Raw genomic sequence first — 25,325 nt, forward strand, 5'->3', positions numbered from 1 at the left:
CCTCAGACCGGAAGTTTGCCGCTCGCTTCCTTCAGATTCCGCGTCACCACGGACACCCTTGCGTTAAGCTAACTGCTACTTCTGCCTTCGCAGCTCGGGACTCTCACCCTATAGATTACACCCATGCCGGGCGCACACAACAAAAACCCCTTTCAATACGAAAAGGGGTTTTTGCTTGCGTAAAAAAACTCGAAAAAGGTCAATATTTCCCGGACAATATTCTCTGAAAAAACGACTTATTTTTTACAGTGATTTTCGTATAGATCACCTAAATAACAAGAAAGTAGTTACGTTTAATCAAACGTTTGATTAATAAAATTTTTGTAAAATTCGATAATACCTTTTTGACAAAAAACTCATTTTATGGGGATAAACATGATAAAATAGTAAGCGGTGTAAAAGAACGGTTTAAAGGAAAGACTTTTTGTCATCTTACTTTGATTTGTAAACCGTTGGATTGTTGCTTTAACGCGCGAAAGTTTGGTAGAATCAATATTATTGTGTATGAACGAACAGTATCGGAGGTGAAAAGTATGTCACGTATTTCCTTAGAGCAAGTGAAGCATGTTGCTCACTTAGCGAGATTAGCCATTACAGAGGAAGAAGCTGAGAAATTTACCAAGCAGCTTGCAGACATTATCGAATTTGCAGAACAGCTGAATGAATTGGATACCTCATCTGTAGAGCCAACTTCACATGTTCTTGATATGAAAAATGTACTGCGCGAAGACATAGCGAAAAAAGGTTTACCGGTAGAAGAGGTTTTGAAAAATGCGCCGGATCATAAAGATGGACAATTTCGTGTACCATCCATCTTGGAATAGGGGGGTTATCAGTGTCGCTATTTAATCATAGGGTTGCAGAGCTTCATAATCTTTTACATAAAAAAGAAATTTCAGTATCTGACCTAGTGGACGAATCATTCAAAAGAATCGGCCAGGTAGAAGATAAGATACAGGCATTTTTAACATTAAATGAAGAAAATGCTCGCGAGCAGGCAAAAAAACTAGATGAAAAATTAGACGGTAACGATGAAAAAGGAATTCTGTTTGGTATGCCGATCGGAATCAAGGACAATATCGTCACAAAAAATTTGCGCACGACTTGTGCAAGCAAAATCTTAGAGAATTTTGATCCGATTTACGATGCGACAGTTGTCCAAAAGCTTCAAAAAGCTGAAACAGTCACCATTGGAAAATTGAACATGGACGAGTTTGCGATGGGTTCTTCCAACGAAAACTCTGCCTATAAAAATGTTCGCAATCCTTGGAACCTAGATTATGTTCCGGGCGGATCTTCAGGAGGTTCAGCTGCATCCGTTGCAGCAGGAGAAGTTTTATTCTCTTTAGGTTCCGATACAGGAGGATCCATTCGTCAGCCGGCTGCTTATTGCGGAGTTGTCGGATTGAAGCCTACATACGGACGAGTTTCCCGTTTTGGTCTTGTTGCGTTCGCGTCATCCTTAGATCAAATTGGTCCAATCACAAGAACAGTTGAAGATAATGCTTACTTGTTAGAAGCTATTTCAGGCGTTGATCCACTTGACGGAACTTCCGCCAACCTTCCCGTTCCAAAGTTTACGGACGCATTAACAGGCAACATAAAAGGCTTGAGAATTGCCGTTCCGAAAGAATATCTCGGAGAAGGTGTTGGAGAAGAAGCGAAAAACGCTGTATTGGAAGCATTGAAAGTATTAGAAGGTCTAGGAGCAACATGGGAAGAGGTATCATTGCCACACTCTAAATATGCACTAGCCACTTACTATTTACTTTCTTCTTCAGAGGCTTCTGCAAACTTAGCCCGTTTTGATGGGGTTCGTTATGGTTATAGAACGCCGAATGCAAAAAATTTAATCGATATGTATAAGAAAACTCGTTCCGAAGGCTTTGGAGATGAAGTAAAGCGCCGTATTATGCTTGGTACGTTTGCTCTTAGCTCCGGTTACTATGACGCTTATTATAAAAAAGCGCAGCAGGTTCGTACATTAATTAAAAAGGACTTCGAAGATGTTTTCCAAAACTATGATGTCATCATCGGACCAACAACACCGACACCTGCTTTCAAAATTGGTGAAAAAACAAGCGATCCGCTTACGATGTATGCAAACGACATTTTAACGATTCCAGTGAACCTTGCTGGTGTTCCTGGTATTTCGGTTCCATGCGGTTTTTCTGCAGAAGGTCTGCCGCTTGGTCTTCAAATTATTGGAAAGCATTTTGACGAAAGCACAGTTTATCGTGTAGCTCATGCGTTTGAGCAAGCGACTGACCATCATACAAAAAAGCCACAGCTGTAAGGGGTGAGAAACAATGGAATTTGAAACGGTCATTGGCCTTGAGGTCCATGTAGAGCTCAAAACAGAATCAAAGATTTTTTCATCAAGTCCAAACCATTTCGGGGCGGAACCGAATACGAATACAACCGTAATCGACCTAGGATATCCCGGTGTCTTGCCGGTGCTAAATAAAAAAGCAGTCGAATATGCAATGAAAGCAGCTATGGCTTTAAATTGCGAGGTTGCAACTGACACAAAATTTGATCGGAAGAACTACTTTTATCCAGATAATCCGAAGGCTTATCAAATTTCCCAGTTCGACAAGCCAATCGGTCAGAATGGCTGGATTGAAATTGAAGTAAACGGCTATAAGAAAAAAATCGGGATTACACGTATTCATTTAGAAGAGGATGCCGGGAAGCTGACGCATACAAGCGAAGGCTCACTCGTTGACTTCAACCGTCAAGGAACTCCGCTTGTGGAAATCGTTTCAGAGCCAGATATACGAACACCAGATGAAGCGTATGCTTATCTGGAAAAATTAAAATCCATCATTCAATATACTGGCGTTTCAGATTGTAAAATGGAAGAAGGTTCACTTCGCTGTGATGCGAACATCTCCATTCGTCCGGTCGGACAAAAGGAATTTGGTACGAAAACAGAGCTGAAAAACTTAAACTCTTTCAATTTTGTACGCAAAGGCTTGGAGTACGAGCAACAGCGACAAATTGAAATTGTTTCTGCTGGCGGTGAAATTCAGCAGGAAACGCGCCGTTTTGATGAAGCAACTGGTAAAACACTGCTCATGCGTGTTAAAGAAGGCTCTGACGACTACCGTTATTTCCCTGAGCCAGATCTTGTCGCTTTATATATTGATGATGAGTGGAAAGAGCGGATTCGTGCAGAAATTCCTGAGCTTCCGGATGCCCGTAAAAAGCGTTACATGGAAGAATGGGGTCTGCCTGCCTATGATGCTCAAGTTTTAACCGTTACAAAAGAAACAGCCGATTTCTTTGAAGCGACTGTTGCAGCAGGTGCTGATCCTAAGCAGGCTTCTAACTGGATCATGGGTGAAGTGTCCGGATACTTGAATGCAGAAGGAAAAGAGTTAAAGGACGTTGCATTGACTCCAGAAAACTTAGCTGCCATGATTAAGCTGATCGAAAATGGTACGATTTCATCGAAAATTGCGAAGACCGTGTTTAAAGAGTTAATTGAAAAAGGCGGAGACGCAGAGACTATTGTAAAAGAAAAAGGACTGGTTCAAATCTCTGACGAAGGCGCGCTCCTTAAGGTTGTTACAGAGGCACTTGACAACAATCCGCAATCGATCGAAGATTTCAAAGCAGGAAAACAAAAAGCGATTGGATTCCTAGTAGGTCAAATCATGAAAGCTACAAAAGGACAAGCCAACCCGCAAATGGTAAACAAAATTCTTTTAGAAGAGATTCAGAAGAGATAGCAAAAAAGTCCCCGCTACAGTAGCTGGCGGGGATTTTTTACTGTTCGCAATGCTGGCATTCTTCATTACGAAACCTGTCACCTAATAATCTAAATATTGGAATGTTGGCCGATTTTTACTTCTGACGACCGATAAAATGTGAATGACGGCCGATATCCTGCCTCTGACGACCGATCTATCGGAATGACGGCCGATATCCTGCCTCTGACGACCGATAAAATGGGAATGACGGCCGATATCCTGTCTCTGACGACCGATATATCGGAATGACGGCCGATATCCTGCTCTTAACGACCGATCTATCAAAATGATGACCGATAGTTTACACTTGATGACCGATATATCTGACAGACAACCGTTTTCAATCATTGTTTTGGTATCCTGAAGATAATGGATAGGCTCCAATCAATAGCGTCGGAATCTGACATAAACCCTCAAAATGCCGCAATTTCATAGTAAGAATGAAAAAAATCGCGATTTTTTTACAATTTTGGGGATATCTTAGCAGGAATTTTGTCCTAATATTTTGAATATAATGAATTAACAAATAACTGAATGGTCATTCAGTTATTTTTTATATAAATGATTTTATTAGGATTTGGGGGTTTTATATGAACGCTTTCCGTTTACTAGGGATGGAGCTTTCACAGTGGAAGGAAAAAAAGGGGTTGCTGTTTTCCCTTATTGGTGTTTTATTAATACCAATTGTATATGCAGCCATTATGCTCTCAGCCACTTGGGGACCTTATGATAACCTGTCCAACTTGCCTGTGGCAGTTGTCAACAAAGACCAAGGAGCAACGTCAGGGGACCAACCAATTAATGTTGGCAAGGATTTGGTTGAGGAATTAAAAAGCAGCAATACACTTGGATGGGATTTTGTCAGCGATGAAGAGGCAAAAAAGGGGTTAGAAAACCAGAAATATTATATGGTAATTGAAATACCTGAAGATTTTTCTAAAAAGGTAACAACCGTTTTAGATGCTAAACCACAAGTCCCGCAGTTAAAGTATATCCAGAATGAAGGACTAAACTTTATGGCTGCACAGGTAACAAGAAGTGCTACGGAAAGAATTAGAGAACAATTGGGCAATAAAATTACAAAAACGTATACCAGCAATCTTTTCTCTAAATTTGGAGACATCTCAGAAGGCTTCCAATCAGGGGCTGATGGATCACAAAAGCTATTTGAGGGAACCTCTAAGCTTGAGGAAGGAACAAGCACTCTATTAACAGGCATAACGGAAAAATCAGCAGATATTAACAAACTTGCAGCAGGTTCAAAAGAACTAGCAGCAGGAACGCAGAAATTATACAATTCGTTGACTTCCAAACAAGGTGACATCTCTAAGTTAGCGAATGGCGCAAAAAAGGTAGACGATGGTACAACTCAGCTATTGCAAGGTTTAAAAAATGGTTCTGGTGATATTAATAAGCTTGCGGCAGGGTCAAAAAAGGTTGCCGATGGAGCAAAGGCCCTAAATACAGGCTCCACTAAAGTGTTGGATGGATTAAAGAAAGCTCAGGCAGGCAGTAAAGAGTTAAATGCTGGTCTTGATAAGCTTGTCCCTGGCAGTGCGGGGCTAGCTGCTGGAATGAGTCAAATAGAAGCTGGAGCAAAGGGTCTGTCTGATGCTACGAAAGGTTTATCAGCTGGACTTGAAGCTTATCTCGGAAAACACCCAGAATTGAAAAATGATATGGAATTCATGACACTCGTTGGTACAAGTCAAGTCGTATCAAAGAAAATGCAGGAGCTGTCCGCAGGAGTGGTCCCGTTAAAAGCTGGTGCTGAACAAATTGCTGGCGGTCTTGCACAAGCTGCTCCGGGAGTAAAGGATTTAGATAATGGGCTTTCTCAATTGGTAGCCGGTCAAACCATGGCAGTTAAAGGCATTGGCGAGCTGTCTGCTGGTGCTGATCAAATCGCTGCAGGGAATTCATCTTTAGCCACTTCATGGACTAAAATGACAAATTCCGTTGCACAGCTTCAACAAGGCGTCTCACAAATCAGCGCAGGGAACCAAACCGTAGCATCTGGCTGGAAATCCTTATCTTCTGGTGCTGGTCAACTGCATTCAGGCATGCAAAAAGTGAGTGCTGGAAATGAAAGCGTGAAAAACGGATGGAGCGCTATGTCCGAAGGAGTGAGCAAGTTAAACAACGGTGCACAACAACTAAAGGATGGCAGCAAGAAACTATCTGAAGGACTTTCCGGCGGTGCCAATGAAATTGCGAAGGTAAAAGTGTCAGACGAAAATATCGAGATGTTTTCATCCCCGGTAGAACTTGCTGGAGAAAAAGTCAATGAGCTTCAATATTATAGAGATTCTAGCGCACCGTATATTTTATCGTTAGCCCTTTTTGTAGGAATCTTGATTTTATCATTTGTAACCGACTTCAAAAAACCGCTCGATGTACCGAACTCGGCCTTCAGCTGGTTTTTCAGCAAATTCCTAAAGCTTTCAATATTCGCTGTTGCTCAGGCTCTTTTAGTGTCAGTCTTTACACTTGTTGTTCTAGGGCTTCAAGTTGAAAGCGTTTTCTCGTTTATATTATTTTCAGTTTTTGTTAGCTTAACATTCTTAACAATCGTTTTCTTCCTTGTCGCATTAGGAGGAAATATTGGACGCTTTGTAGCGCTAGCCTTCATTGTTATGCAACTATCAACTACAGGATCTAACCTACCGATTCCGATGCTTCCAGAAAATCTACAAACATTGAGTAAGTATTTGCCTCTAACCTATTCCAACGCTGGCTTCAAGTCCATTATATCTCTAGGAGACAGCAGCTTCTTATGGTCAAACACTAGTATTTTAGGAATCTATTTCGGTTTATTTGCCGTACTTTCTCTAGCGGTCTTCTTCTTTGGCTTTAAAAAGCAGGATGTGGATATGACGCTAGCAGCTTAATAAAAAGGGACCCCTGAAATAAAAATAAAAAGGGGTCCTTTTTTTCAACTCTAAGCACCATTCAATCGATCATTTGCCTCATTTATAAGTTTCGCTTAAATCAAAAGAACTTCCGATTAAATCAAGGGAGTTTTCGTTTAAATCAGAAAATGTTTCGCTTAAAACAATTCTTAAATGGCTTCCTTTATATAGGCCAAATCGATAAACTAAAAATGGCCGCCCCTACTGAAAAAATTTGTGTTTTTATTTAGAATTTTTTACGAAAAGAATCTGAATAAAGAAGAGAACGAGCAACACCCTCTTTGGAGGTATATAGAAAAAATCTTCCACTTCTGTCCATATTTTTCGTTATACTTAATACAACAATTGTTATATGGAAGAGGTCTCACAATGAACAAAACTAGTTACATACCAATCATTTTGAGCTCAGTCCGTATTCAGTCTTCTTCCCATCATAAAACAGGAAAGTGGGTGTATGATAAGGGGAAGCTGAATGAAGAGTTAAGCCGTTTACATGAAGGGCTTAATGGCTCTGCTGCTGCCGATGATACAGTTGTGCTTTATTTCCCGTTTCAAGGTCGGCTGTCAAAGAAGGATCGTTTAAGCTTAGAGCGTTATTTAGAGAGTTTAATAGAGGAGGAGATTTTGCAGGAGAAGACGGTCGATGTGTATATCATTCAAACCTGGTATTCACAAAGCTTTACCCAGCTGATGGAGCAGGTAGAGAAGATTTACTATCGACTGTCTTATTTACATCCGTATGAACGGTTTGCAGTGGTACATGGTTTTGGTGAGCCGACTTTGTATCAGGCGATGTTTTTAAGTGGTGTAGAGGTTTTACATGACCGGATGTCCTGCATGTATTTGGAATCGGACAGAGCTATTGTGATGGAAACGAAAACAGAGCCATCTTTTCCTTCGATCATAAAGCAGTTTAGAAGTTTTTTATTGGACTATGATTTTGTTGGAGCTCTGCAGCTATTGAAAAATATGAAAGAGACACCGGCTGTTTTAGGCATGAAGAAGATTTTAGAGATGCTCGAGGCTCGGGTGAATTTTGATTTGGAGGATGCGCTTGTTCATCTTTCTGAAGCGGAAAAGCTGCTGCCATCCACCCCTGTTTTAGAGGAAACAAAGAGAATTCTAGTAAAGCTAAATTCTACAAACGAAAAGGAAAAAGATTTAGCGCTTATTGAAGAGCTATACCGTCATATGGAGTTTTTTGTGGAGATTGACGATGTTTCTGCTTTTCTTGTGCGTTTTTATCGAGCGAGAGAAGCTGTTCTCTTTTTTTTGTTAAAATATGCACAGGATTCTGATGTTGATTTGCAATCTATGAAAAAGTCCACCATCTATAAAGTAGTCGATGAACTCGAGCAACGATATGAGCAGCAGAAAATCGACGGTTATTACGGGGCATATTTTTATTTAAAAAGTTTGAATGTAGCAAACGCGCTACAGGTGAGAAATAAAAGCTTCATCGGTCATGGTCGTGATCCGATTGAAAATGCAGAGCTATGGTATTCCTATTATGGCACGGACAACATTACGATTGCCCGTGCCAAGCGGAGATTTTTACTCGAAACCGATCTTTTATTTCGGGATTTACAAGCAGAGCAGGATGACAATTTCGAAAAATTAATGGACTATTTGATTGAGCTAAGCAACAGCATGGAGAAGAAAGGGCGTTTGCAGGATGAAGGCACATCTGTTTTGTTATCCTAAAAATGAAGCTGATCTTGCCATTCGCTATTTAAAAAATAAGTATCCTGACATTCACGTTTATTTTGTTTCAGAAGAGAAAAAGGATAGATTTGCGGGTCAGGCTACTTGGATCGATCCTGGATACTCCGTTCAAGAAGTGTATCGTCAAATTCGCACGGCTTTAGCAGAAAACGTGAAACCAGGAGATTCGTTGTACCTTTTACTAACAGGAAGCTCTCATTTATACGAAAATGTACTTTTGCATGTTATATCCCAAGAGTATGGGAAAACGGCAAAATTTTTGCGGTTGGATCAGGAACTGACGGAGTGGGAGCTTGAGGTTTATGATTCAAGCAATGACTGGATGGAGCCAGTTCGAGAGCTAATTGGTTCAGGAAACTTTCGTTCAGCTAGAAAGCTGCTGCAAACGGGAGATGTGCCGCGCTTTGTTATGCAACTGCTAGAGTTCGGGGAAAAACTCAAGAAGCTGGATGTACGAAAGCTCGAACAGGAACACGATTCTTTTGACGTATTAGCGGGCGTTTTACGAAATATGGAGGCAGAGGAAGAAGCAATCTCCTATGTCGAGGGGATGAAAAAGCTGCGAGAGCGTGATCAAGTCGCTTTCCTTTATTATTTGCATAATTACTTAGAATACTTGTATAAAGAAAATGATTTAATTGAATTTCTGGTTCTTTATTACCGATTAGCAGAGGAGCTATTGCTGTACACAATTGGACTGGATATCGACTGGGAGCAGGAGCACCCTCAATTTGTACGAAGGAAAAATGCTTTGTTCGCTCTGGACTTTTCTTCAAATGATCGGCTAACAAGGCATCATCATAAATATTTGCAGTTACTTACGAAAAAAATGAGAAGCTTGGAGAATAAATACAGAATCAAAGTTAGAAGGGACAAGCCGATTCCTACAGCTCCATTTACAAAAGAAGAGCGTTATTTTGTCGAGCTTTACTATGAAATGAATGATATGCAGCTGGAGAAATTTTTAAAACTGCGCCATGAAGGGGTCAGCGGGCATGGCTTTGCCGATTTTTCAAAAGAAAAATTCCAGTCATATTTTAATGGAGCCACACCATTAGAAAAAATCAAACCGCTTCTTGAAAAATACGGGGTTATGCCAGATTATAATATGTTTGAACTCGTGCAGAAATCGATTTTATTTTGTTTGTCCCACAATCAGCAGCTATTACAAGAAGAGCAGGCCTTAAAAGCTACAGGGAGAAACCATCCTGATGTTTTTAATAGCTTTTCATCCAAGAAAGGTTTATAATCAAATTTTGCAAGAGAATAAGTTTGTACAGCATCCGTTTGGAAAAGCTGATAATGTATCAGATGAATCCATTGATTTTCACGGGATTATTCGTTAATATGAAAAATATGGAAAACTTTTAGAGTTTAGGATGATGGGGCTTATGAAAAGAGCAAGATTAATTTATAATCCAACCTCTGGGCGTGAAGTGATTCGAAAGCATCTGCCAGACGTTTTGGTTAGGCTTGAACAAGCTGGCTATGAAACCTCTTGTCATGCCACAACGGGTCCTGGAGATGCAACAAAAGCGGCTCGCTTAGCAGTTGAACGGGATTTCGATGTCGTCATTGCTGCCGGAGGAGACGGAACCATTTACGAAGTGGTCAATGGATTAGCCGAGGCAGAAAAGCGTCCTAAGCTCGGCGTCATTCCGGTTGGGACAACCAATGACTTTGCACGGGCAATCCATGTGCCTCGCACGGTAGAGGCTGCCGTAGATATTATTGCAGAAGGTCACACGATGCCAATTGATATTGGTAAAATGAACGACAAATATTTCATTAACATCGCAGGCGGAGGACGCTTAACTGAACTGACATACGAAGTGCCTAGCAAGTTGAAGACAATGCTTGGTCAGCTTGCCTATTATTTAAAGGGAATGGAAATCTTGCCTTCTATTAAGGCGGAAGAGGTTACGATTGAATATGATGGCAAGCTGTTTGAAGGCGAAATCATGCTGTTTCTAGTGGCCAACACAAACTCGGTCGGCGGGTTCGAAAAACTCGCTCCCGATGCTTCCTTGAATGATGGTATGTTCTCTTTATTGATCGTAAAGAAAACCAATTTGGCAGACTTTATCCGGATTGCAACATTGGCTATTCGAGGGGAGCATACAAAGGATCCAAACGTTATTTATGCGAAGGCAAATCGAATAAAAGTCATTCCAAAAGAAAAAATGCAATTAAATCTTGATGGTGAGTACGGGGGATTAGCGCCTGCTGAATTTGTCAACCTGTACCGGCATTTTGAAGTATTTGTTCCGAAGGATTTTGTTCAAGAAGCCGATCAATCAGGCAACGAAACAGAACTTGACCGTCTGGAGGTAAAGGAATAGTAGGGTAGAACATCGCATGGGTCGGTGTTCTTTTTTCGTTTTCGGGTAAAATTTCGTGGAGTGACCGAAAAATCCCGTAGAGTGATCGGAAAATCTCGCTGAATGATCGAATTGCAAGGCTAATTTAATGAATCACCTCTCTGCGTAATTGCTAGTCACCAAACTAAAAACAATTTAAATAGGGGCTGCCAAAATCAATGAGGTTTTGGACAGCCCCGAAAGCTATTTACCTTCAAATAATGCCTGTTTCAAATAAATGCTTGATTTCTTCCATATTGTAGGATAACGCAGATAATATTTCATTAGAATGCTCGCCAAAAAGGATTGGAGCCAAGCTAAGACAATCGTTTGTTCTTATTCAACATCTTTCCCATTCACAAACCGATTGAGCATTTCCATCGTCTGATTTTGCTTAAAGTTAAAGTCAAACGGATTTTTTTCCTGCTTTAATTCGTCTGTCGGACCGGACACAACCCCAATTTGTTTGACTAAGTCTTCTCCAGAATCCTGAATGACCCGATCATACGGGCCATCAGGATGCGGAAAACTTTGTGAGTGCGTATTTTGGCTATCTTTTGGCATACTATCAACTCCTTTGTTGTTAGGATAGCCTTGGTTCTTTTTGCTATGCATAAAGCCTGCCTTTTATCATCGAACTTCTTTATGTTAAAATCAGTACAGTCTTAATGAAGAATACAACCACGTTTTGATATAGAAAAGGAAGCTGAACATATGAAAAAAGAAGTACCTGTTTCAAAAAATGACACAGTAGAAGTGGTTTTCGAGGATTTGACCCATGACGGTGCCGGGGTAGCAAAGGTAGAGGGGTATCCGCTATTTGTACCGAATGCACTGCCAGGCGAACGTGGAATGGTGAAAGTCGTCAAGGTGAATAAAGGTTACGGCTTCGGGCGCTTGATGGAACTTTATGAAAAAAGCCCGGACAGAGTCGAACCACCTTGCTATATTTATAGGGTGTGCGGAGGCTGCCAGCTTCAGCACTTAAGCTATGAAGGCCAGCTGCGTGCAAAGGAAAAGCAGGTGCGTGAGGTGCTAGCACGAATCGGCAAGCTGGAGGATGTAAAGGTCCATCCTGTTCTTGGAATGAAGGAGCCTTGGGTCTATCGCAACAAATCCTCTGTGCCAGTTGGACAAAAGGATGGCAAGCTGATTGCAGGATTTTTTCAAAAGCGCAGCCATGACATCATTGATATGGAAAAGTGTATTATCCAGCATGAAGAGAATGACCGCACGATTCAAGTCGTAAAGGACATTTGCCAAAAGTACGGCGTCCAGCCATATGATGAGGTGAAGCATAAGGGTGTTCTACGCCACATTGTCGTCCGACATGGAAAGCAAACAGGAGAAGTGATGGTCGTGCTTGTCACAAGGACAGCCGATCTTCCACACAAAAATAAAATTGTCGAAGAAATTACATCCAAGGTGGATCACATAAAATCCATTATCCAAAACGTCAACAGCAAGCGTACAAACGCCATCATGGGTGACGAAACGAAGGTACTGTGGGGCAATGAGGTCATTTACGATTATATTGGCAGCATTCGCTTCGCTATTTCCGCCCGTTCGTTTTACCAAGTAAATCCGGATCAAACCTGTGTGCTGTACGAAAAGGCATTAGAGTATGCTGATTTATCCGGCAATGAAACGGTCATCGATGCCTATTGCGGTATCGGAACCATCTCACTATTTTTAGCTCAAAAAGCGAAGAAAGTGTACGGAGTCGAAATCGTCCCAGAAGCAATCGAAGACGCACGGAAAAATGCCGAATTGAACGGAATGGACAATGTCGAATTCGAAGTAGGATCTGCCGAAGAAGTCATCCCGAACTGGTACAAGCAAGGCATCACCGCTGATGTCCTCGTCGTCGACCCACCACGAAAAGGCTGCGACGAAGCCCTGCTGGAAACCATTCTAAAAATGAAACCGAAAAAAGTCGTATACGTATCCTGCAACCCCGCAACTCTTGCCAGAGACCTGCGGATTCTTGAAGACGGTGGATACAAAACACTCGAAGTCCAGCCGGTGGATATGTTTCCGCAGACGACGCACGTTGAGTGTGTGGCAAAATTACATTTAGTATAGAAAAAAGCTCATCCTAATTAAGATTAGGGTGAGCTTTTTAATGATAACAATTTTTGGAGTGACCATATACGATCCAAAGATCCAAAAGAAAGCCTTACTAAAATTATTTATACTTAATAGCTACCTATAATATGGTGTCTTATTTGAAAATCAATAGCAAGCGATAACAGAGCCTATATAAAAATAAAATGACTCAGCAATACGGGAGTCATTTTTATTTATGATTTTTTTTATTTGATTTTGATTTTCTTTTTTGTTCCTTGTCTTTCTTTCGCTCTAAGAACCGTTCTTCATCTTCTTTTGTTAAAATAGGTTTTCTTCTTATAAATAAAGTCATCCCTCTCACCTCTTAATAAAACAGTATGGCTAGAGGGCAGATTTTCATTCTTTAGCTACAAAAGTCTTCGATTGAAATTATATATAAGTCCTCGTTCAAATTAAATTTATCTCTTAGACAGTTCCTTAAATCTTTCACGTTCCTTTGCTACCTCACTCATTTGTTTTACTAATTGGAACGGATTATTAGTAGAAACATTCTCTTCAACACTTGCAGCTACTTCTAAAATAACATTCTCTAAATGCAAAACGCTTTCTCTTCTTCTATTTTCGACGATCCGCATTCTTTGTATAAATCTTTCTTCATCTTCTGCTGAGAGTAACGGTTTTTCCCTCAAAAATAAACTCATATGAATTCCCTCCTTTTAGGGACTCCTTTTCTAAAAATGTACCACTAGATAGATATGTTAATCAAGGAAAAAAATGTTAATTATTAATATAGATTATAATCGCTTGAATAGTAATTTTTCCACTATTCCATGTTCTCCTTAACGGTTCTGGTGTAAAAACTACAGGAATCTTGCAATGATTCTCCGAACCTTGGTCATGAATCTAAAGAAGTGGCTTGATCCGTATAGAAAGCACACACTCCCGTTGATTTATTGCCTTTTCATTTATTAGGTAAAGAATTATTAACTAAATATGGAATATTTAGAATACTTTTTAAAGGGCAATTTGTTATAGTGAAATAAATCAATACTTTACGGGGAGCTATTAACTATGAGACTGAAGGAACTTGATATATAACAACCTTTCTCGTTTGCGAGAGGCCCTCCAAAGTTTTAAACCATATTAAATTTCAAAATTATTACTGGAGGTAAATATAATGAATGACAAAAAGTTTATTTCGTTGTTAAAACAGGTAGATGAACCTTTTTTGGGATGGGATTTTTCATTCATATCTTCAAAAGGAAGATTTTCATCATTATCAATTTGAACTACCTTAACCCCTAAAGGTGTTAATCGTTCTTTTGCGACAGGTACATTTGGATAGGTCGCACCCTATTTGGGTGTGTGGATTGAAATGTCCAGAAGCAATAAAAGAGAGAATCTATCAAAATTATTCAGTTCAGATGATACTAATTGAAGATGTAAATGAGAGGGCGGTTTTTCATTTATACGCTGCAATGGAACTAAAAGACCATAAATGAATTTTAACAGTTGTCTAGAAACTTAAAAACAAAGAATTTACTGCATTTAATTCAATGAGCCGGACTCTTTCAATTAACTTGAGTTATGTGAATATCTTATCTATAATAAGGGTATAAAAGAAAAGATCAGGTGCTGGAACACCTGATCATTACAACACACATGCCGCAGGATTTAGCGGCTGACCAAATTTTGTTGAATAGAAATAGTCACCTTAGCTTGGTCAGGCAGGGTGGCTATTTCTTTTTGTTTATTGCGACGACAATAGCTACAATTTTTTCAAGATTATTCGTTAGTAAAACTTCAGGGTGTGCTAGGCACGATATCTAAGAACTGATGATATTTTTCAATCTGATTATAATTCGCTTTTTCCTTTACCCAAAGTTTTTTAAAGAACCTTTTGAGCAATTACCAAAAATGGATACCCAAGATAAAGAGTCTTTGGATCTGTTAATGCCTTGGTCATCGACTAAATTATAACTAGCTAACCCTCGGTATTGAATGAATAGTCATTCATTTTATGTTACTATGAAAAAAAGGAATGACTTAGGGGGAAGAGTCTATGTTGTTTAAAAAGAATTTTGCCCAAAAGACAGTGAATGGGGTGCAGATGGGCAATGGAACGGTATCGTTCCAACGAGTAAAACTAAATGTTCATTGCTTTTTCCTTGATGGTGTTTTAATTGATACAGGCGCAAAGTCATTAGAAAAGTTATTTAAGGCATTTTTTAAGCATCTTGATATTGATAAAGTGGTGATGACGCACTTTCATGAAGATCATACAGGGTGTGCAGCGTTTTTACAGGAAGAGCTTCAGCTGCCGCTTTTCATGAATGACATCATGATTGAATACTGCATGAAGAAGGCAGATTATCCGATCTATCGTCAATTGTTTTGGGGGAGGCGCAGACCATTTCGAGCAGAACCCATTGGTGAAACATTTCATTCTCCAAATGCAACATGGAGAGTAATCAAAACTCCCGGGCATGCCATTGATCATCTTGCCTTTTTAAATGATGAAACAGGTCAGCTTTTTACTGGAGACCTCTATTGTCAAGAAAGGACAAAGGTTGTTCTTCGGGAGGAAAATATTCCGGTGATTATCGAATCATTAAAAAAAATCTTAACCTATGATTTTGAAGATGTGTTTTGCAGTCACGCAGGCTACTTGAACGATGGACGCACAGCTTTAAAGAGAAAGTTGGATTATTTGTTGGATCTGCAAGGAAATATTTTAAAGCTGTATGATGAAGGAAAGACTCCTGAAGATATTAATACCACATTGTTTCCTAAAAAATATCCCATTACGTTTTTTTCTTCTGGAGAATGGGACTCCATCCATATTGTCCGTTCCATTATCAAACAACATGATAAAACGCACATATCATAAACGATGTTTCCAAATCGCCATTCAAAATATAACAACTTATTATATACCATGTGTTTCCACATATACTCTGCACATGTGGAGTGTATTTCACAGATAGTTTTAAAAAATGATTGAGGGGGATTATAACCCCTCAACCTGTGCAAACTAATAAAGTTAATGGTTTACTTACAGCATTGAAGATTGTTGAGTCTAATAGAGATTTAACTTACATACAAAATAAGGTGAAAGAAATAAGAAATGCAATATAATCGTTCGGTACTGTTCTATAATAAGAAAGATTAGACTTTAGTTTAGCTAAATTATGAACTTAATATCATGTACAAGTGTATTGTGAGTTCACCTTTTGTCGAGATATGTAATAATTTTATAGAAAAATAGGTTGTTTATTGGTAAAATTGGGTAAAAGAATAATGAGGTGAACATATGCCTCTCATAACGAGAATGGTAAATTTAGTTGAAAGAATGGCGAGAAAACTACATCAATCGGATCCCAATAAATCAGAGAAACTGCTAGAATGGTCTATAAGAAAGATCAGATTAAATAGGAGTTTCCATTTGAAGAATAATAAAGTAATTTATAGGGGAGAAATTTATTGGTGTGAACTAGGTGAGAACATAGGTAGTGAGGAAAGTAAAAGGCGACCAGTAGTTGTAATACAGAACCAAAAAGGGAACGATAATGCTCCAACTACTATAGTAGCGCCTATTACTAATGCCACAATTAACCTTCCTATAGCAGTACCGATTAATAGAGCAGCTAACCCCAATGTTACAGGAACAATTGATTTAGGTCAGGTTAAAGTAGTACACAAATCAAGATTAATTGGGAATAGTATCGATAAATTAAAGAATGCAGAACTTAAGAAAGTGGACCATGCTTTAATGAAATCTATAGGAACTTATCAGTATTTAATACATGAGCAAAGAGACAATTATGCAAGAAGTTTGAATAGACAGTTAAGGGAAATACAACAAGAACTCGGAGTAAATAAAAATGAGGATATATTGAGTGCTATTCAGTCGTTAAAAAAAAATAATAATTGATATTTTCCCTAGGTTATGTTTTAATAAAATTACAGATAGTGCTTATCCTTGTTAGGATAAGAGGAAAAAGGTTTATATTCAGAATGGAGAGGAGATTTTTATCTTCTCTTTTTAAATTATTCAGGTTATTTTTTGACTATTAGAGACATAATATGTAACAGATGGTGCTTGATGATTTGCTTATCAAGAGGAAAATTTTCCATCATCAGAGGAAGAGAGCCTTTTTAAAGGCTCTCATTTTAGTTTATATGATGTTTTTCATACCTTGATAAAAATAAGTAGATAGTCGCCAATTTTATTTTTGTCTGTCAAATGTACTCTGCACATGTGGAGTTCTTGGCAACATTACATTTGGTATAGAAAAAAGCTCATCCTAAATTGAGATTAGGATGAGTTTTTCAATGAGAAATTTTAGGAGTACCATACACGATTCCAAAAAAAGCCCCACTCTTTTGCAGCTTCATCTTTTTGTTAAGAACATTTGTTCGTCAAACTTCGGGGGGTGCCAGTGCACACTATTTAGGCAATTGGAAGTTATGAAGGTTTTCTTTAATTTTTTACTGTGATACATTTTATGATCAGCTATCTTTATTAATTCAAACAAATTTTTACTGTGATTTGGATAGATTGCCGAACCTATAGAAGTCGAAATAGGTATTTTTACTTGTTCAGAAAGGCTCTCCAGTTTCTCTTCCAGCCTTTGAAGAAGGGCTTGCAAACCTGCCTCTTCATTGTAATGTCCAATCACCAAGAATTCATCACCACCCCAACGAGCCACAATATCACTTTTTCTTGTTGTTTCAACAAGTGTTTCACTAATCATTGTTAGAATTATGTCGCCCTTATGATGCCCGTAGGTGTCATTTATCGTTTTGAAATTATCACAATCTACTACTAATACAAATAATTTATTATTGGTTCGTTCCGCCAAGGAAGCAATCTTTTCATAATTATTCATAACAAATCTTCGATTGAAAATACCCGTAAGTTCATCTTTCTCAGAATAAAATCTTACTTTATCATACTGTTTACCAGCCCAATAACCAAAAAAAATTAGAAAAGGATATGAATATAAATCAAGTGGTTCAATTACTTTATCACGAAAATAATAGTAGAAGATATAAACGGAGTGTAATAAAAATAAGCCCAAACTCCCAATGATTCTACCGGTATAATCCATGGTGGTCCGCCTCTATTGTAGTCTAAAAGTCTTATTCTATTATATCATGTGTTTGTAAAGGATTAAATATGTCACTACTGGTTTCAGAAGGAATAATCTTAAAAATAAGAAAGAATCTACATTTTAACTAAGAATAGTTTATTACCTGGTGAAAGGGTGTTACGATGAAGCAATTATTCTACTTTGGTTATGAGCAAGCAAAATCTTGTCTTTTTCCTGTTATTATTTTTCTTACTCTTGCAATGACAAAAATGGTTGAAGTGTCTTTTATCGCTCGGTATGATTTAATTTTATTTATTTGTTTATTGACACAAATTTTGATGATCATGTTCAAATTTGAAACATTTGATGAAGTGAAAGTGATTGGAGTCTTTCATCTCATTGGTCTAGCGTTAGAGCTTTATAAAGTACATATGGGTTCATGGAGTTATCCTGAGGAAGCCATTACAAAGTTTTTTGGCGTCCCTTTGTATAGTGGCTTCATGTATGCCAGTGTAGCAAGTTATATGTGCCAAGCATGGAGAAGGCTAGAGTTGAGACTTATAAATTGGCCCCCTACTTGGAGTGTTGTTCTACTAAGCGCTGCCATCTATTCCAATTTCTACACGCATCATTTTATTTACGATTTTCGCTGGATTTTAAAAATTATGACCTTGCTCCTCTTTTATCGAACATTTGTATATTTTACAGTCAAAAAACATACGTATGCGATGCCTTTGTCATTATCATTTGTTTTAATCGGCTTTTTCATTTGGATTGCTGAAAATATTGCAACGTTTTTTGGAGCTTGGCAATATCCAAACCAACAACAGCAATGGGAAATTGTCCATATCGGGAAAATTAGCTCTTGGTTCTTGCTTGTTATTGTTAGTTTTATGATTGTTGCACTATTAAAACATTTAAAAGAAAATCGTGAAATGAGTAGGGTGAAGAGAGATAAACCTTTGCAAGTATGAGGGGGCAATTAAAAAAGAATGTTAAATTAGTACTATTACCTTGAAAAAATTGTATTAAGATTAATTGTCCATTATAGGGCGCTCTTCTTAAGCAAGAAGGCGTCTTTTAATATTTGGTGCGATCCTGTAGCAAGGAAATGCACCTTATTATTGAAGGACCATATATTTGTAGGAAATATTAGATTCTTTATCAAAAAAAGGTTATAAATTTGTCACTGTAAATGAGTTGCAGAATATGTAAGTCCGTATTTTTGAGATGAGCATGTCACGATAGAATTTTCTAGATTCCAAATGTTGTGTAAATTGGAAATATAGGTAAAAATGTATAGAGGAATACAAGAGAAAATTCAAATTTAGAAAGGATATTTGTATGTCATCAACAAATTCAAATCCATCCATGGCTTCACTATTACGTAATCGATTTATATTAACGATTATGGCTGCTGGCTTATTCGCTCAGGTGGGCATCTGGGTCCGGAATTTTGCTATACTATTGTTTGTTATGGAGAAGACGAATGGCAATGCGAATGCCATCTCACTCATATCAGTGGCCGAATTTGCACCGATTTTTATTTTCTCCTTTATTGGTGGAACGTTTGCAGACCGTTGGCGCCCGAAAAAAACAATGATTTGGTGTGACATTTTAAGTGCTGTTTCCATATTTGGCATATTAATGGCCCTTCTGTTCAGTACATGGAAGGTGGTATTTTTCGCTACACTCGTCTCTGCGATTCTATCTCAGTTTTCGCAGCCTTCGGGGATAAAGTTGTTTAAGATTCATGTTCCAGGTGAACAGATGCAGGCAGGAATGTCACTATTTCAGACGATGATGGCTATTTTCATGATTATAGGTCCAATTTTAGGTACATTCGTCTTTCAACAATTCGGTATAAACATCTCTATGGCAATAGTAGGTGTTGCTTTTCTATTATCTGCACTTGTATTGACCTTATTGCCTCCTGATCAAATGGAGGAGAAAGAAGACTGTGAGACATCGTTATGGCAAGAAATGAGGCTTGGTTTTCAATATGTTTGGTCACGAAAAATTCTTGTAACCTTGGGCGGAGTCTTCATGGCAGCTGGGTTAGGACTAGGATTTATCCATCCAATGGCCATATTTCTTGTAACAGAGCGCTTAGGTATGGATGAGAGTTTTTTAAAATGGCTGTTCGCAGCCAATGGAGCAGCCATGATCATTGGTGGTGGTATAGCAATGATTTTATCCAATCGAATCGCTCCTCACATCCTTTTGATGTTGGGGATGTGGGCTATGGCTATAGGAATTGCCGTGATGGGTTGGTCCACTATGTTCTGGCTTACGATGGTGATGGAGTTTCTCATTGGTCTCTTTATGCCAGCTCTACATATTGGCATTAATACGATTATTCTAAACAACACCGAGGAAAACTTCGTAGGTCGTGTAAATGGAATATTGACCCCTTTATTCATGGGTTCGATGGTCATTACGATGAGCGTGGCCGGTCTGTTGAAGGAACAATTCTCCTTAATCACGATTTATCAAATCTCTGCAGCTTTTTTCATCATTGGGATTCTCGTCATGCTACCAATGTTCAAAATGCTAAAGCTTGTAACTGCTAAAGGTAAATAAAAAGAAGTGCTCTATGGATTAACTTTCAAATTTGCAATGTCTAATTTCACTTTAATGTGACAAAATCACGAAGTATAAAAGATAGGGAAGGCATTTGACTTTACCGATCTTTTATAGTTTTAAAAGGCTCTTTTCTAAAAGATTGTTGTTTTTACATAGGTTCTGGGAATGAAAACCGTTGATAAAAAAGTTGGTTGATTGGAGCGTAAGGTGCGAGACTCCTGCGGGAGCAGCGGGACAGATGAGACCCCACAGGCGCTGAGCGCCGAGGAGGCTCACCGCCCGCCCCGCGGAAAGCGAGCATCCTGGAGCGGAAATCAACCGATCCTCACTACTTGTTAAAAAGCAACAAAGTTTACGAAAACAGCCTTTTAAAAATGGGTTGATGATAAATATGGAGTATCCTGGAAAAATAAGTGGAGGATTCATAGGTAACAACAATATTTTTTAAAGATATGCTGAATTCCGGAGCTGGGCCTATGATGAAACATTCATATGCCTTGTATATGAATAGGTAAAGGGAAGAAGTAAATGAACATACATTGAGGGTTTATTGGAGGAATAGTAAATGAATGAACTAAAAGGAATACACCACGTAACGGCCATTACAAGTAGTGCAGAAAAGATCTATGAATTTTTCACGTATGTTTTAGGTATGCGTTTAGTAAAGAAAACTGTTAACCAAGACGATATCCAAACGTATCATTTATTTTTTGCGGATGATACAGGAAGCCCAGGTACAGATATGACGTTCTTCGACTTCCCTGGTATTCCAAAAGGTGTACATGGTACAAACGAGATTTCGAAAACATCTTTCCGTGTACCAAGTGATACAGCATTAGATTATTGGGTAAAACGTTTTGATCGTCTCAATGTTAAACATTCTGGGATTCAAGAACAATTTGGTAAAAAGACACTTTCTTTTGTGGATTTTGATGACCAGCAATATCAATTGATTTCAGATGAAAACAATAAGGGTGTTGCTGCGGGTACGCCATGGCAAAAAGGACCGATTCCACTAGAATATGCTATTACTGGTTTAGGTCCAATCTTCGTCCGTGTCGCTCATTTTGATTATTTTAAAGACATGCTTGAAAAAGTTCTATTATTTAAAGAAATCGCTCAAGAAGGAGCCTTCCATTTATTTGAGGTTGGTGAAGGAGGAAATGGTGCACAAGTAGTTGTAGAGCATAATACGATTCTTCCTCAAGCACAACAAGGGTTTGGTACAGTACACCATGCTGCATTTCGTGTGGAAGACCGCTCTGTTTTAGAAGAATGGGATCAACGTATGCGTAGCTTCGGATTCCAAACTTCAGGATTTGTTGATCGCTACTTTTTTGGATCCTTATACGCAAGAGTTGCTCCACACATTTTATTTGAGTTTGCAACAGATGGTCCAGGATTCATGGGAGATGAACTTTATGAAACGCTTGGAGAAAAATTATCTTTACCTCCATTCTTAGAACCAAAACGTGAACAAATCGAAAAATTAGTTCGCCCGATCGATACAGTAAGGAGCACAAAAGAGTTTATTAAAGAATAGTAGAAAGAAAGGCTGGCATCTTCTTCGCATGCAATATTTGACTTGTAAAAGATTAAAATATGAGAACCAAATATGGGTGCCTGACCCTCAATGAGGTAATGCTTTAATGCACTGGGGTCAGGCCATTTTATTGATTGTTACCTTTATTACCACCTTTATTTTAGTGATTGCTCATACCCTTAGGAAATTCTAAACATGTACTTTATAAAAAAAGTGGCAGTTCAGTAACTACCACTCATTATATCAACTTACTTTGCTGTTAGGTATGTCAGGCATGATATAAGCGGTCTTATTCTTCATCATGCCATAGATAATCCGCACTAATCTTCTCATAATACAGAGAAGGGCTTGTGACGTCTAATCAGAACATCTCACCCCTATCTTGTATTGAACGGATAAAGCAAGACAGAGAATGTCGGCAACCTTAGGTCGAGCGTTCGTCTCTATGGACTCGCAAGGGTACGAAAGCCTATCCATTCTCTATCTCGTTCCGTTATAAAATCGCTTCATGTGTTCCGTTGGCGATTATCTCTCCATAACGGTATACACCACTGTAGAACGCTTTTCTGTTCAAAATTCGCTTGACTTGGACTTTCGTAAACAACTTCCCTTGTTTGGTTCGATGTCCTTCCTCATTCAGTTGTGATGCAATTTGTGACAGAGACCATGAAGGATGTTGTTCTCGTAAGTCAAACACTCGTTGAACGGTTTTTGCTTGTGTTTCATCTATAACGAGTCGCTTTTGGCCTCTTTTAACCGTATATCCAAAAGCGACATTTCCTCCTGCATAACCGCCCTGTTGTGCTTTTTTATTCCTTCCTCGCCCTAGCTTTAACGCAATTTCTAAGCGTTGATATTGGTCGAGGAGTTCCATTAACCCATTAATAAGAAAATCATTGGGGTCTTTCTTGTAAATACTGTATTGCGGTTGTTCGATACTCCGAATGTCTACTCCATACTTTTTCAGTTCACGATGTACTAACACCTTAACAATGTCTGAACACCATAATCGGCTTGTTTTAAGTGTCACCACATAATCCACCTGATGGCGGGAGAGATACCCCAACATCTCCTGAAATCCTGTCCTGTCGATTTCTAACGCTTCTTCATCCACTTTCGCCCCACTGATACCCTCATCCTTAAACAAACACAGGAGAGTGTATCCTTGTGCCTGACAATACGCTTTAATTTCATCTTCTTGGTAGGCAAGGCTGTATCCATCTTTGGCTTGCCCTTGTGTGGAAACGCGGATATATCCAATCACCTTCATGATACCTTCCCCCTCCGTTACGCAAATTGAGATTAACGTAACGCTTAGACGCTATGTTAAGTCTATTGTATGCGGCTTAACCGATACATTCAANCCCTTTACCGATACAAATTTTTTATGTATCGTATAAGTAATACAGACAGAGGAAGGGATGTAGTATGCCAATTAAAATCAAACTGAAAGAAATCCTCAAAGAACGTGGCATTTCTCAGCGTGAATTAGCTCGACTTACAGGGCTGCGCCCGAACACCATCAGCCATCTTTGTTCAGACAACGTGGACAGAGTTTATCTCTCAACATTAGAAAAAGTGTGCAAAGTGCTAGACATCGACATCCAGGAGTTAATCGAGGTGGAGTAATCCTCTCGCTATAGTAATCGGTGGTAGCGAAGAAAAAGTTGCGAAAAAAATTTCAAAAGTCAAGGAGAAAGCAAAGGTAAGGTTTTAGGAGATAAAAACGGTGGTAGCTGATAATTTTCAGTCGTTTATCGTTGATGAAAATCATAAAATATAGCATCTTTTTCAAACTGATTTTGTGCGTACAATCTAACCCTAAGAATTATCATACAGGAGTTTCAAGGGTTATGCGTATAGGTTGTTGCTCTTGCGGTTTATTCGGCACTCCTCCATGTAAAAAGCCTTAAGAGAATTTATCTCTTAAGGCTACAGTCTGAAACAGTTATCAATAATGTAATAACCGTTTTTCTAATTCTCTATAGTTTTTCTATTGAAAATACTAATTTATCGAAATCTGTTTCAAAACCATAATCATTACAATAATAAATTATTTTATTATCTTTTTCTTCAAGTATCATTCCCGATGTTAATAATTGCGATTGACGTCCCTTACCTTTATCCCAAATATTATACACACTTAACAAACCCTCGGAAGAAACACACTTGCACAGAACTTCTTTTGGAGCAGTATCTTCCCATAATTCGATACTTTTTGATTTTAATCCATTAACTTCAATATATCCTTCTCCTACATCTATCCCTAATCTAACTCCCTGTCTATTTTTCGAATTCTTACTAATAAATGTTAATTTTATTGTTTGTTCATTATCAATTTTTAAAACATCCCACATAACTACATTGTTTCTTCCTTCAAATTCATCATTGTATATACGTTTTTTACCAAATTTCATTTATCTTTCTCCTTTCTATGGACGTGGTCCTTTATAATGTCTAAATGGGTCAATATCAGCATGCTCCCATGGCCACACTTCTTGTAAGTTGTTTATATTATGAGGGTCAGGTATATTCCTACCATTAATGTGATGTAATTCCTTCGGTACATTTAATTTTGGATGTAAAGGTGCTTTCCCTTTCTTCATTCGTGCTAAATTTTGTGCTGAATATTCTCCTTCCTCTGCTTCATTAGCAACATTCTTCCAATACCTACTTTTTACTGTACTCCATGAAGGATAATTACCTTTCTTTGTTAATTTATTTATAGGGTCTCCTACTTTCCAATTTTTACCTGTACCCTTAGACCTTAAATTTATTCCTATATTATCTCCGGCAACAGGCTTATTAAGTTTACCCTTAGATTTGACAGTCCGATTCTTCACCCGATGCGCAGCCTTTTTTGTCTTATGGTAGGATCGGCTGACTTTGGCTTTCGTCTTTAACTTCGCCTTCCGCATCTTTTTAATCGATGCCGAAGCGAATTTCCTCGACTTCTTCATCTTTTTGCCGTATTTTACGGCTTTTACGCCCCATTTGACGGCTCCCGCATCTGGGAAGAAGTTGCTGGCAATGCTCGCGGCTGCTCCAGCTTTATGGTACCACTTCGATTTCGGGCTTTTCAATGTCCGAATATCGTCGCCAATCGCGAAGTTATATCCTTTCTTCGCCCATTTTTTCGTTGCTTTCCATCCGCGCTGCAGCCATTTCGGCAAGTGGCCGTCCGGATCGATGTTATTAACTGCGTCTCCATCGGCGTACAAGTAACGATTCAATGAAGTTGGTTTATTTTTTTTGGATTATTTACATGGTGTTTC

General features: G+C 38.7%; 23 protein-coding genes and 1 pseudogene. 15 read left to right on the forward strand and 9 right to left on the reverse strand.

Features of this window, described 5'->3' with window-relative positions:
- The 4 genes from GD441_RS17210 to gatB all read left to right on the forward strand — a co-directional run.
- On the forward strand, nucleotides 1–227 hold a 227-nt coding region (locus tag GD441_RS17210), incomplete at its 5' end, for a hypothetical protein (RefSeq protein WP_225434199.1).
- 306 nt (nucleotides 228–533) lie between these two features.
- Complete coding sequence (gene gatC / locus GD441_RS10360) at nucleotides 534–824, forward strand: Asp-tRNA(Asn)/Glu-tRNA(Gln) amidotransferase subunit GatC (RefSeq protein WP_153126364.1); 291 nt, start codon at nucleotides 534–536, stop codon at nucleotides 822–824.
- An 11-nt stretch (nucleotides 825–835) separates the two neighbouring features.
- Nucleotides 836–2,296 (forward strand): Asp-tRNA(Asn)/Glu-tRNA(Gln) amidotransferase subunit GatA, encoded by a 1,461-nt coding sequence (gatA, locus tag GD441_RS10365; RefSeq protein WP_153126365.1) that lies wholly within the window; start codon nucleotides 836–838, stop codon nucleotides 2,294–2,296.
- Nucleotides 2,297–2,309: 13 nt separating this feature from the next.
- Nucleotides 2,310–3,737, forward strand: a complete 1,428-nt coding sequence (gene gatB, locus GD441_RS10370; RefSeq protein ID WP_153126366.1) for an Asp-tRNA(Asn)/Glu-tRNA(Gln) amidotransferase subunit GatB — start codon at nucleotides 2,310–2,312, stop codon at nucleotides 3,735–3,737.
- 81 nt (nucleotides 3,738–3,818) lie between these two features.
- On the opposite strand, the gene GD441_RS10375 is transcribed toward gatB, so the two are convergent.
- Nucleotides 3,819–4,106: a hypothetical protein gene (locus GD441_RS10375; protein WP_153126367.1), complete on the reverse strand. Its 288-nt coding sequence runs from the start codon at nucleotides 4,104–4,106 to the stop codon at nucleotides 3,819–3,821.
- Nucleotides 4,107–4,348: 242 nt separating this feature from the next.
- Between GD441_RS10375 and GD441_RS10380 the strand changes: the two genes are divergently transcribed.
- From GD441_RS10380 to GD441_RS10395, 4 genes are all read left to right on the forward strand, one after another.
- Nucleotides 4,349–6,649 (forward strand): YhgE/Pip domain-containing protein, encoded by a 2,301-nt coding sequence (locus tag GD441_RS10380; RefSeq protein WP_153126368.1) that lies wholly within the window; start codon nucleotides 4,349–4,351, stop codon nucleotides 6,647–6,649.
- Between the two features lie 390 nt (nucleotides 6,650–7,039).
- Nucleotides 7,040–8,374: a hypothetical protein gene (locus tag GD441_RS10385; protein ID WP_153126369.1), complete on the forward strand. Its 1,335-nt coding sequence runs from the start codon at nucleotides 7,040–7,042 to the stop codon at nucleotides 8,372–8,374.
- A complete protein-coding gene (locus GD441_RS10390) occupies nucleotides 8,346–9,644 on the forward strand; it encodes a hypothetical protein (protein ID WP_153126370.1) in 1,299 nt (432 codons plus the stop codon). Before GD441_RS10385 ends, GD441_RS10390 begins: the two co-directional genes overlap by 29 nt.
- Before the next feature lie 142 nt (nucleotides 9,645–9,786).
- The gene (locus tag GD441_RS10395) at nucleotides 9,787–10,737 is read left to right on the forward strand and encodes a diacylglycerol kinase (protein ID WP_153126371.1); all 951 of its coding nucleotides are present in this window, start codon (nucleotides 9,787–9,789) and stop codon (nucleotides 10,735–10,737) included.
- A gap of 354 nt (nucleotides 10,738–11,091) precedes the next feature.
- Here GD441_RS10395 and GD441_RS10400 read toward each other — a convergent pair whose 3' ends face one another.
- The gene (locus tag GD441_RS10400) at nucleotides 11,092–11,319 is read right to left on the reverse strand and encodes a hypothetical protein (protein WP_153126372.1); all 228 of its coding nucleotides are present in this window, start codon (nucleotides 11,317–11,319) and stop codon (nucleotides 11,092–11,094) included.
- 150 nt (nucleotides 11,320–11,469) lie between these two features.
- Between GD441_RS10400 and rlmD the strand changes: the two genes are divergently transcribed.
- Entirely contained in the window at nucleotides 11,470–12,840 is a 1,371-nt protein-coding gene (gene rlmD / locus GD441_RS10405) for a 23S rRNA (uracil(1939)-C(5))-methyltransferase RlmD (protein ID WP_153126373.1), read from the forward strand.
- Nucleotides 12,841–13,054: 214 nt separating this feature from the next.
- Here the strand turns inward: rlmD and GD441_RS17450 are convergent, their stop codons facing one another.
- From GD441_RS17450 to GD441_RS17215, 3 genes and pseudogenes are all read right to left on the reverse strand, one after another.
- Nucleotides 13,055–13,177 carry a hypothetical protein gene (locus GD441_RS17450; protein ID WP_263862440.1) on the reverse strand — a complete coding sequence of 41 codons (123 nt, stop codon included), beginning with the start codon at nucleotides 13,175–13,177 and terminating at the stop codon, nucleotides 13,055–13,057.
- A 106-nt stretch (nucleotides 13,178–13,283) separates the two neighbouring features.
- Complete coding sequence (locus tag GD441_RS10410; RefSeq protein WP_153126374.1) at nucleotides 13,284–13,526, reverse strand: hypothetical protein; 243 nt, start codon at nucleotides 13,524–13,526, stop codon at nucleotides 13,284–13,286.
- Nucleotides 13,527–14,079: 553 nt separating this feature from the next.
- Nucleotides 14,080–14,166, reverse strand: a pseudogene (locus GD441_RS17215) (SAM-dependent methyltransferase); the annotation flags it as partial.
- Between the two features lie 721 nt (nucleotides 14,167–14,887).
- Here GD441_RS17215 and GD441_RS10425 point away from each other — a divergent pair.
- Nucleotides 14,888–15,715 carry an MBL fold metallo-hydrolase gene (locus GD441_RS10425; protein WP_153126375.1) on the forward strand — a complete coding sequence of 276 codons (828 nt, stop codon included), beginning with the start codon at nucleotides 14,888–14,890 and terminating at the stop codon, nucleotides 15,713–15,715.
- Nucleotides 15,716–16,270: 555 nt separating this feature from the next.
- Nucleotides 16,271–16,759, forward strand: a complete 489-nt coding sequence (locus GD441_RS10430; protein WP_191992153.1) for a type II toxin-antitoxin system PemK/MazF family toxin — start codon at nucleotides 16,271–16,273, stop codon at nucleotides 16,757–16,759.
- Between the two features lie 460 nt (nucleotides 16,760–17,219).
- On the opposite strand, the gene GD441_RS10435 is transcribed toward GD441_RS10430, so the two are convergent.
- On the reverse strand, nucleotides 17,220–17,939 hold the full coding sequence (locus GD441_RS10435) for a GGDEF domain-containing protein (protein WP_153126377.1): 720 nt from the start codon (nucleotides 17,937–17,939) through the stop codon (nucleotides 17,220–17,222).
- Between the two features lie 164 nt (nucleotides 17,940–18,103).
- Between GD441_RS10435 and GD441_RS10440 the strand changes: the two genes are divergently transcribed.
- The 3 genes from GD441_RS10440 (at nucleotide 18,104) to GD441_RS10450 (ending at nucleotide 22,050) form a co-directional block, all read left to right on the forward strand.
- Nucleotides 18,104–18,895: a DUF817 domain-containing protein gene (locus GD441_RS10440; protein ID WP_153126378.1), complete on the forward strand. Its 792-nt coding sequence runs from the start codon at nucleotides 18,104–18,106 to the stop codon at nucleotides 18,893–18,895.
- A 370-nt stretch (nucleotides 18,896–19,265) separates the two neighbouring features.
- Entirely contained in the window at nucleotides 19,266–20,504 is a 1,239-nt protein-coding gene (locus tag GD441_RS10445; protein ID WP_153126379.1) for an MFS transporter, read from the forward strand.
- Between the two features lie 568 nt (nucleotides 20,505–21,072).
- Nucleotides 21,073–22,050, forward strand: coding sequence for a ring-cleaving dioxygenase (locus tag GD441_RS10450; protein ID WP_153126380.1), 978 nt, complete (start codon nucleotides 21,073–21,075; stop codon nucleotides 22,048–22,050).
- 493 nt (nucleotides 22,051–22,543) lie between these two features.
- Here GD441_RS10450 and GD441_RS10455 read toward each other — a convergent pair whose 3' ends face one another.
- Complete coding sequence (locus GD441_RS10455) at nucleotides 22,544–23,320, reverse strand: recombinase family protein (protein ID WP_153126381.1); 777 nt, start codon at nucleotides 23,318–23,320, stop codon at nucleotides 22,544–22,546.
- Between the two features lie 158 nt (nucleotides 23,321–23,478).
- Between GD441_RS10455 and GD441_RS10460 the strand changes: the two genes are divergently transcribed.
- Nucleotides 23,479–23,679: a helix-turn-helix domain-containing protein gene (locus GD441_RS10460; protein ID WP_013877118.1), complete on the forward strand. Its 201-nt coding sequence runs from the start codon at nucleotides 23,479–23,481 to the stop codon at nucleotides 23,677–23,679.
- 353 nt (nucleotides 23,680–24,032) lie between these two features.
- Here GD441_RS10460 and GD441_RS10465 read toward each other — a convergent pair whose 3' ends face one another.
- Together GD441_RS10465 and GD441_RS10470 are read right to left on the reverse strand one after the other, a co-directional pair.
- Entirely contained in the window at nucleotides 24,033–24,467 is a 435-nt protein-coding gene (locus tag GD441_RS10465) for a hypothetical protein (protein ID WP_153126382.1), read from the reverse strand.
- Nucleotides 24,468–24,482: 15 nt separating this feature from the next.
- Nucleotides 24,483–25,283 carry an RHS repeat-associated core domain-containing protein gene (locus tag GD441_RS10470; protein WP_153126383.1) on the reverse strand — a complete coding sequence of 267 codons (801 nt, stop codon included), beginning with the start codon at nucleotides 25,281–25,283 and terminating at the stop codon, nucleotides 24,483–24,485.
- Nucleotides 25,284–25,325 lie beyond the last annotated feature (42 nt).

The organism is Peribacillus tepidiphilus (assembly GCF_009466385.1).
GTDB classification, from domain to species: domain Bacteria; phylum Bacillota; class Bacilli; order Bacillales; family DSM-1321; genus Bacillus_BN; species Bacillus_BN tepidiphilus.

Bases quoted from the DNA above. Each gene is read 5' to 3' on its own strand.
- gatB (WP_153126366.1), top strand. From the start codon at position 2,310: ATGGAATTTGAAACGGTCATTGGCCTTGAGGTCCATGTAGAGCTCAAA.
- GD441_RS10380 (WP_153126368.1), top strand. From the start codon at position 4,349: ATGAACGCTTTCCGTTTACTAGGGATGGAGCTTTCACAGTGGAAGGAA.
- GD441_RS10435 (WP_153126377.1), bottom strand. From the start codon at position 17,939: ATGGATTATACCGGTAGAATCATTGGGAGTTTGGGCTTATTTTTATTA.
- GD441_RS10385 (WP_153126369.1), top strand. From the start codon at position 7,040: ATGAACAAAACTAGTTACATACCAATCATTTTGAGCTCAGTCCGTATT.
- GD441_RS10445 (WP_153126379.1), top strand. From the start codon at position 19,266: ATGTCATCAACAAATTCAAATCCATCCATGGCTTCACTATTACGTAAT.
- GD441_RS10425 (WP_153126375.1), top strand. From the start codon at position 14,888: ATGTTGTTTAAAAAGAATTTTGCCCAAAAGACAGTGAATGGGGTGCAG.
- GD441_RS10400 (WP_153126372.1), bottom strand. From the start codon at position 11,319: ATGCCAAAAGATAGCCAAAATACGCACTCACAAAGTTTTCCGCATCCT.
- GD441_RS10410 (WP_153126374.1), bottom strand. From the start codon at position 13,526: ATGAGTTTATTTTTGAGGGAAAAACCGTTACTCTCAGCAGAAGATGAA.
- gatC (WP_153126364.1), top strand. From the start codon at position 534: ATGTCACGTATTTCCTTAGAGCAAGTGAAGCATGTTGCTCACTTAGCG.
- GD441_RS10375 (WP_153126367.1), bottom strand. From the start codon at position 4,106: ATGATTGAAAACGGTTGTCTGTCAGATATATCGGTCATCAAGTGTAAA.
- GD441_RS17450 (WP_263862440.1), bottom strand. From the start codon at position 13,177: ATGACTTTATTTATAAGAAGAAAACCTATTTTAACAAAAGAAGATGAA.
- GD441_RS10450 (WP_153126380.1), top strand. From the start codon at position 21,073: ATGAATGAACTAAAAGGAATACACCACGTAACGGCCATTACAAGTAGT.
- rlmD (WP_153126373.1), top strand. From the start codon at position 11,470: ATGAAAAAAGAAGTACCTGTTTCAAAAAATGACACAGTAGAAGTGGTT.
- GD441_RS10465 (WP_153126382.1), bottom strand. From the start codon at position 24,467: ATGAAATTTGGTAAAAAACGTATATACAATGATGAATTTGAAGGAAGA.
- GD441_RS10460 (WP_013877118.1), top strand. From the start codon at position 23,479: ATGCCAATTAAAATCAAACTGAAAGAAATCCTCAAAGAACGTGGCATT.
- GD441_RS10395 (WP_153126371.1), top strand. From the start codon at position 9,787: ATGAAAAGAGCAAGATTAATTTATAATCCAACCTCTGGGCGTGAAGTG.
- GD441_RS10390 (WP_153126370.1), top strand. From the start codon at position 8,346: ATGAAGGCACATCTGTTTTGTTATCCTAAAAATGAAGCTGATCTTGCC.
- GD441_RS10440 (WP_153126378.1), top strand. From the start codon at position 18,104: ATGAAGCAATTATTCTACTTTGGTTATGAGCAAGCAAAATCTTGTCTT.
- GD441_RS10455 (WP_153126381.1), bottom strand. From the start codon at position 23,320: ATGAAGGTGATTGGATATATCCGCGTTTCCACACAAGGGCAAGCCAAA.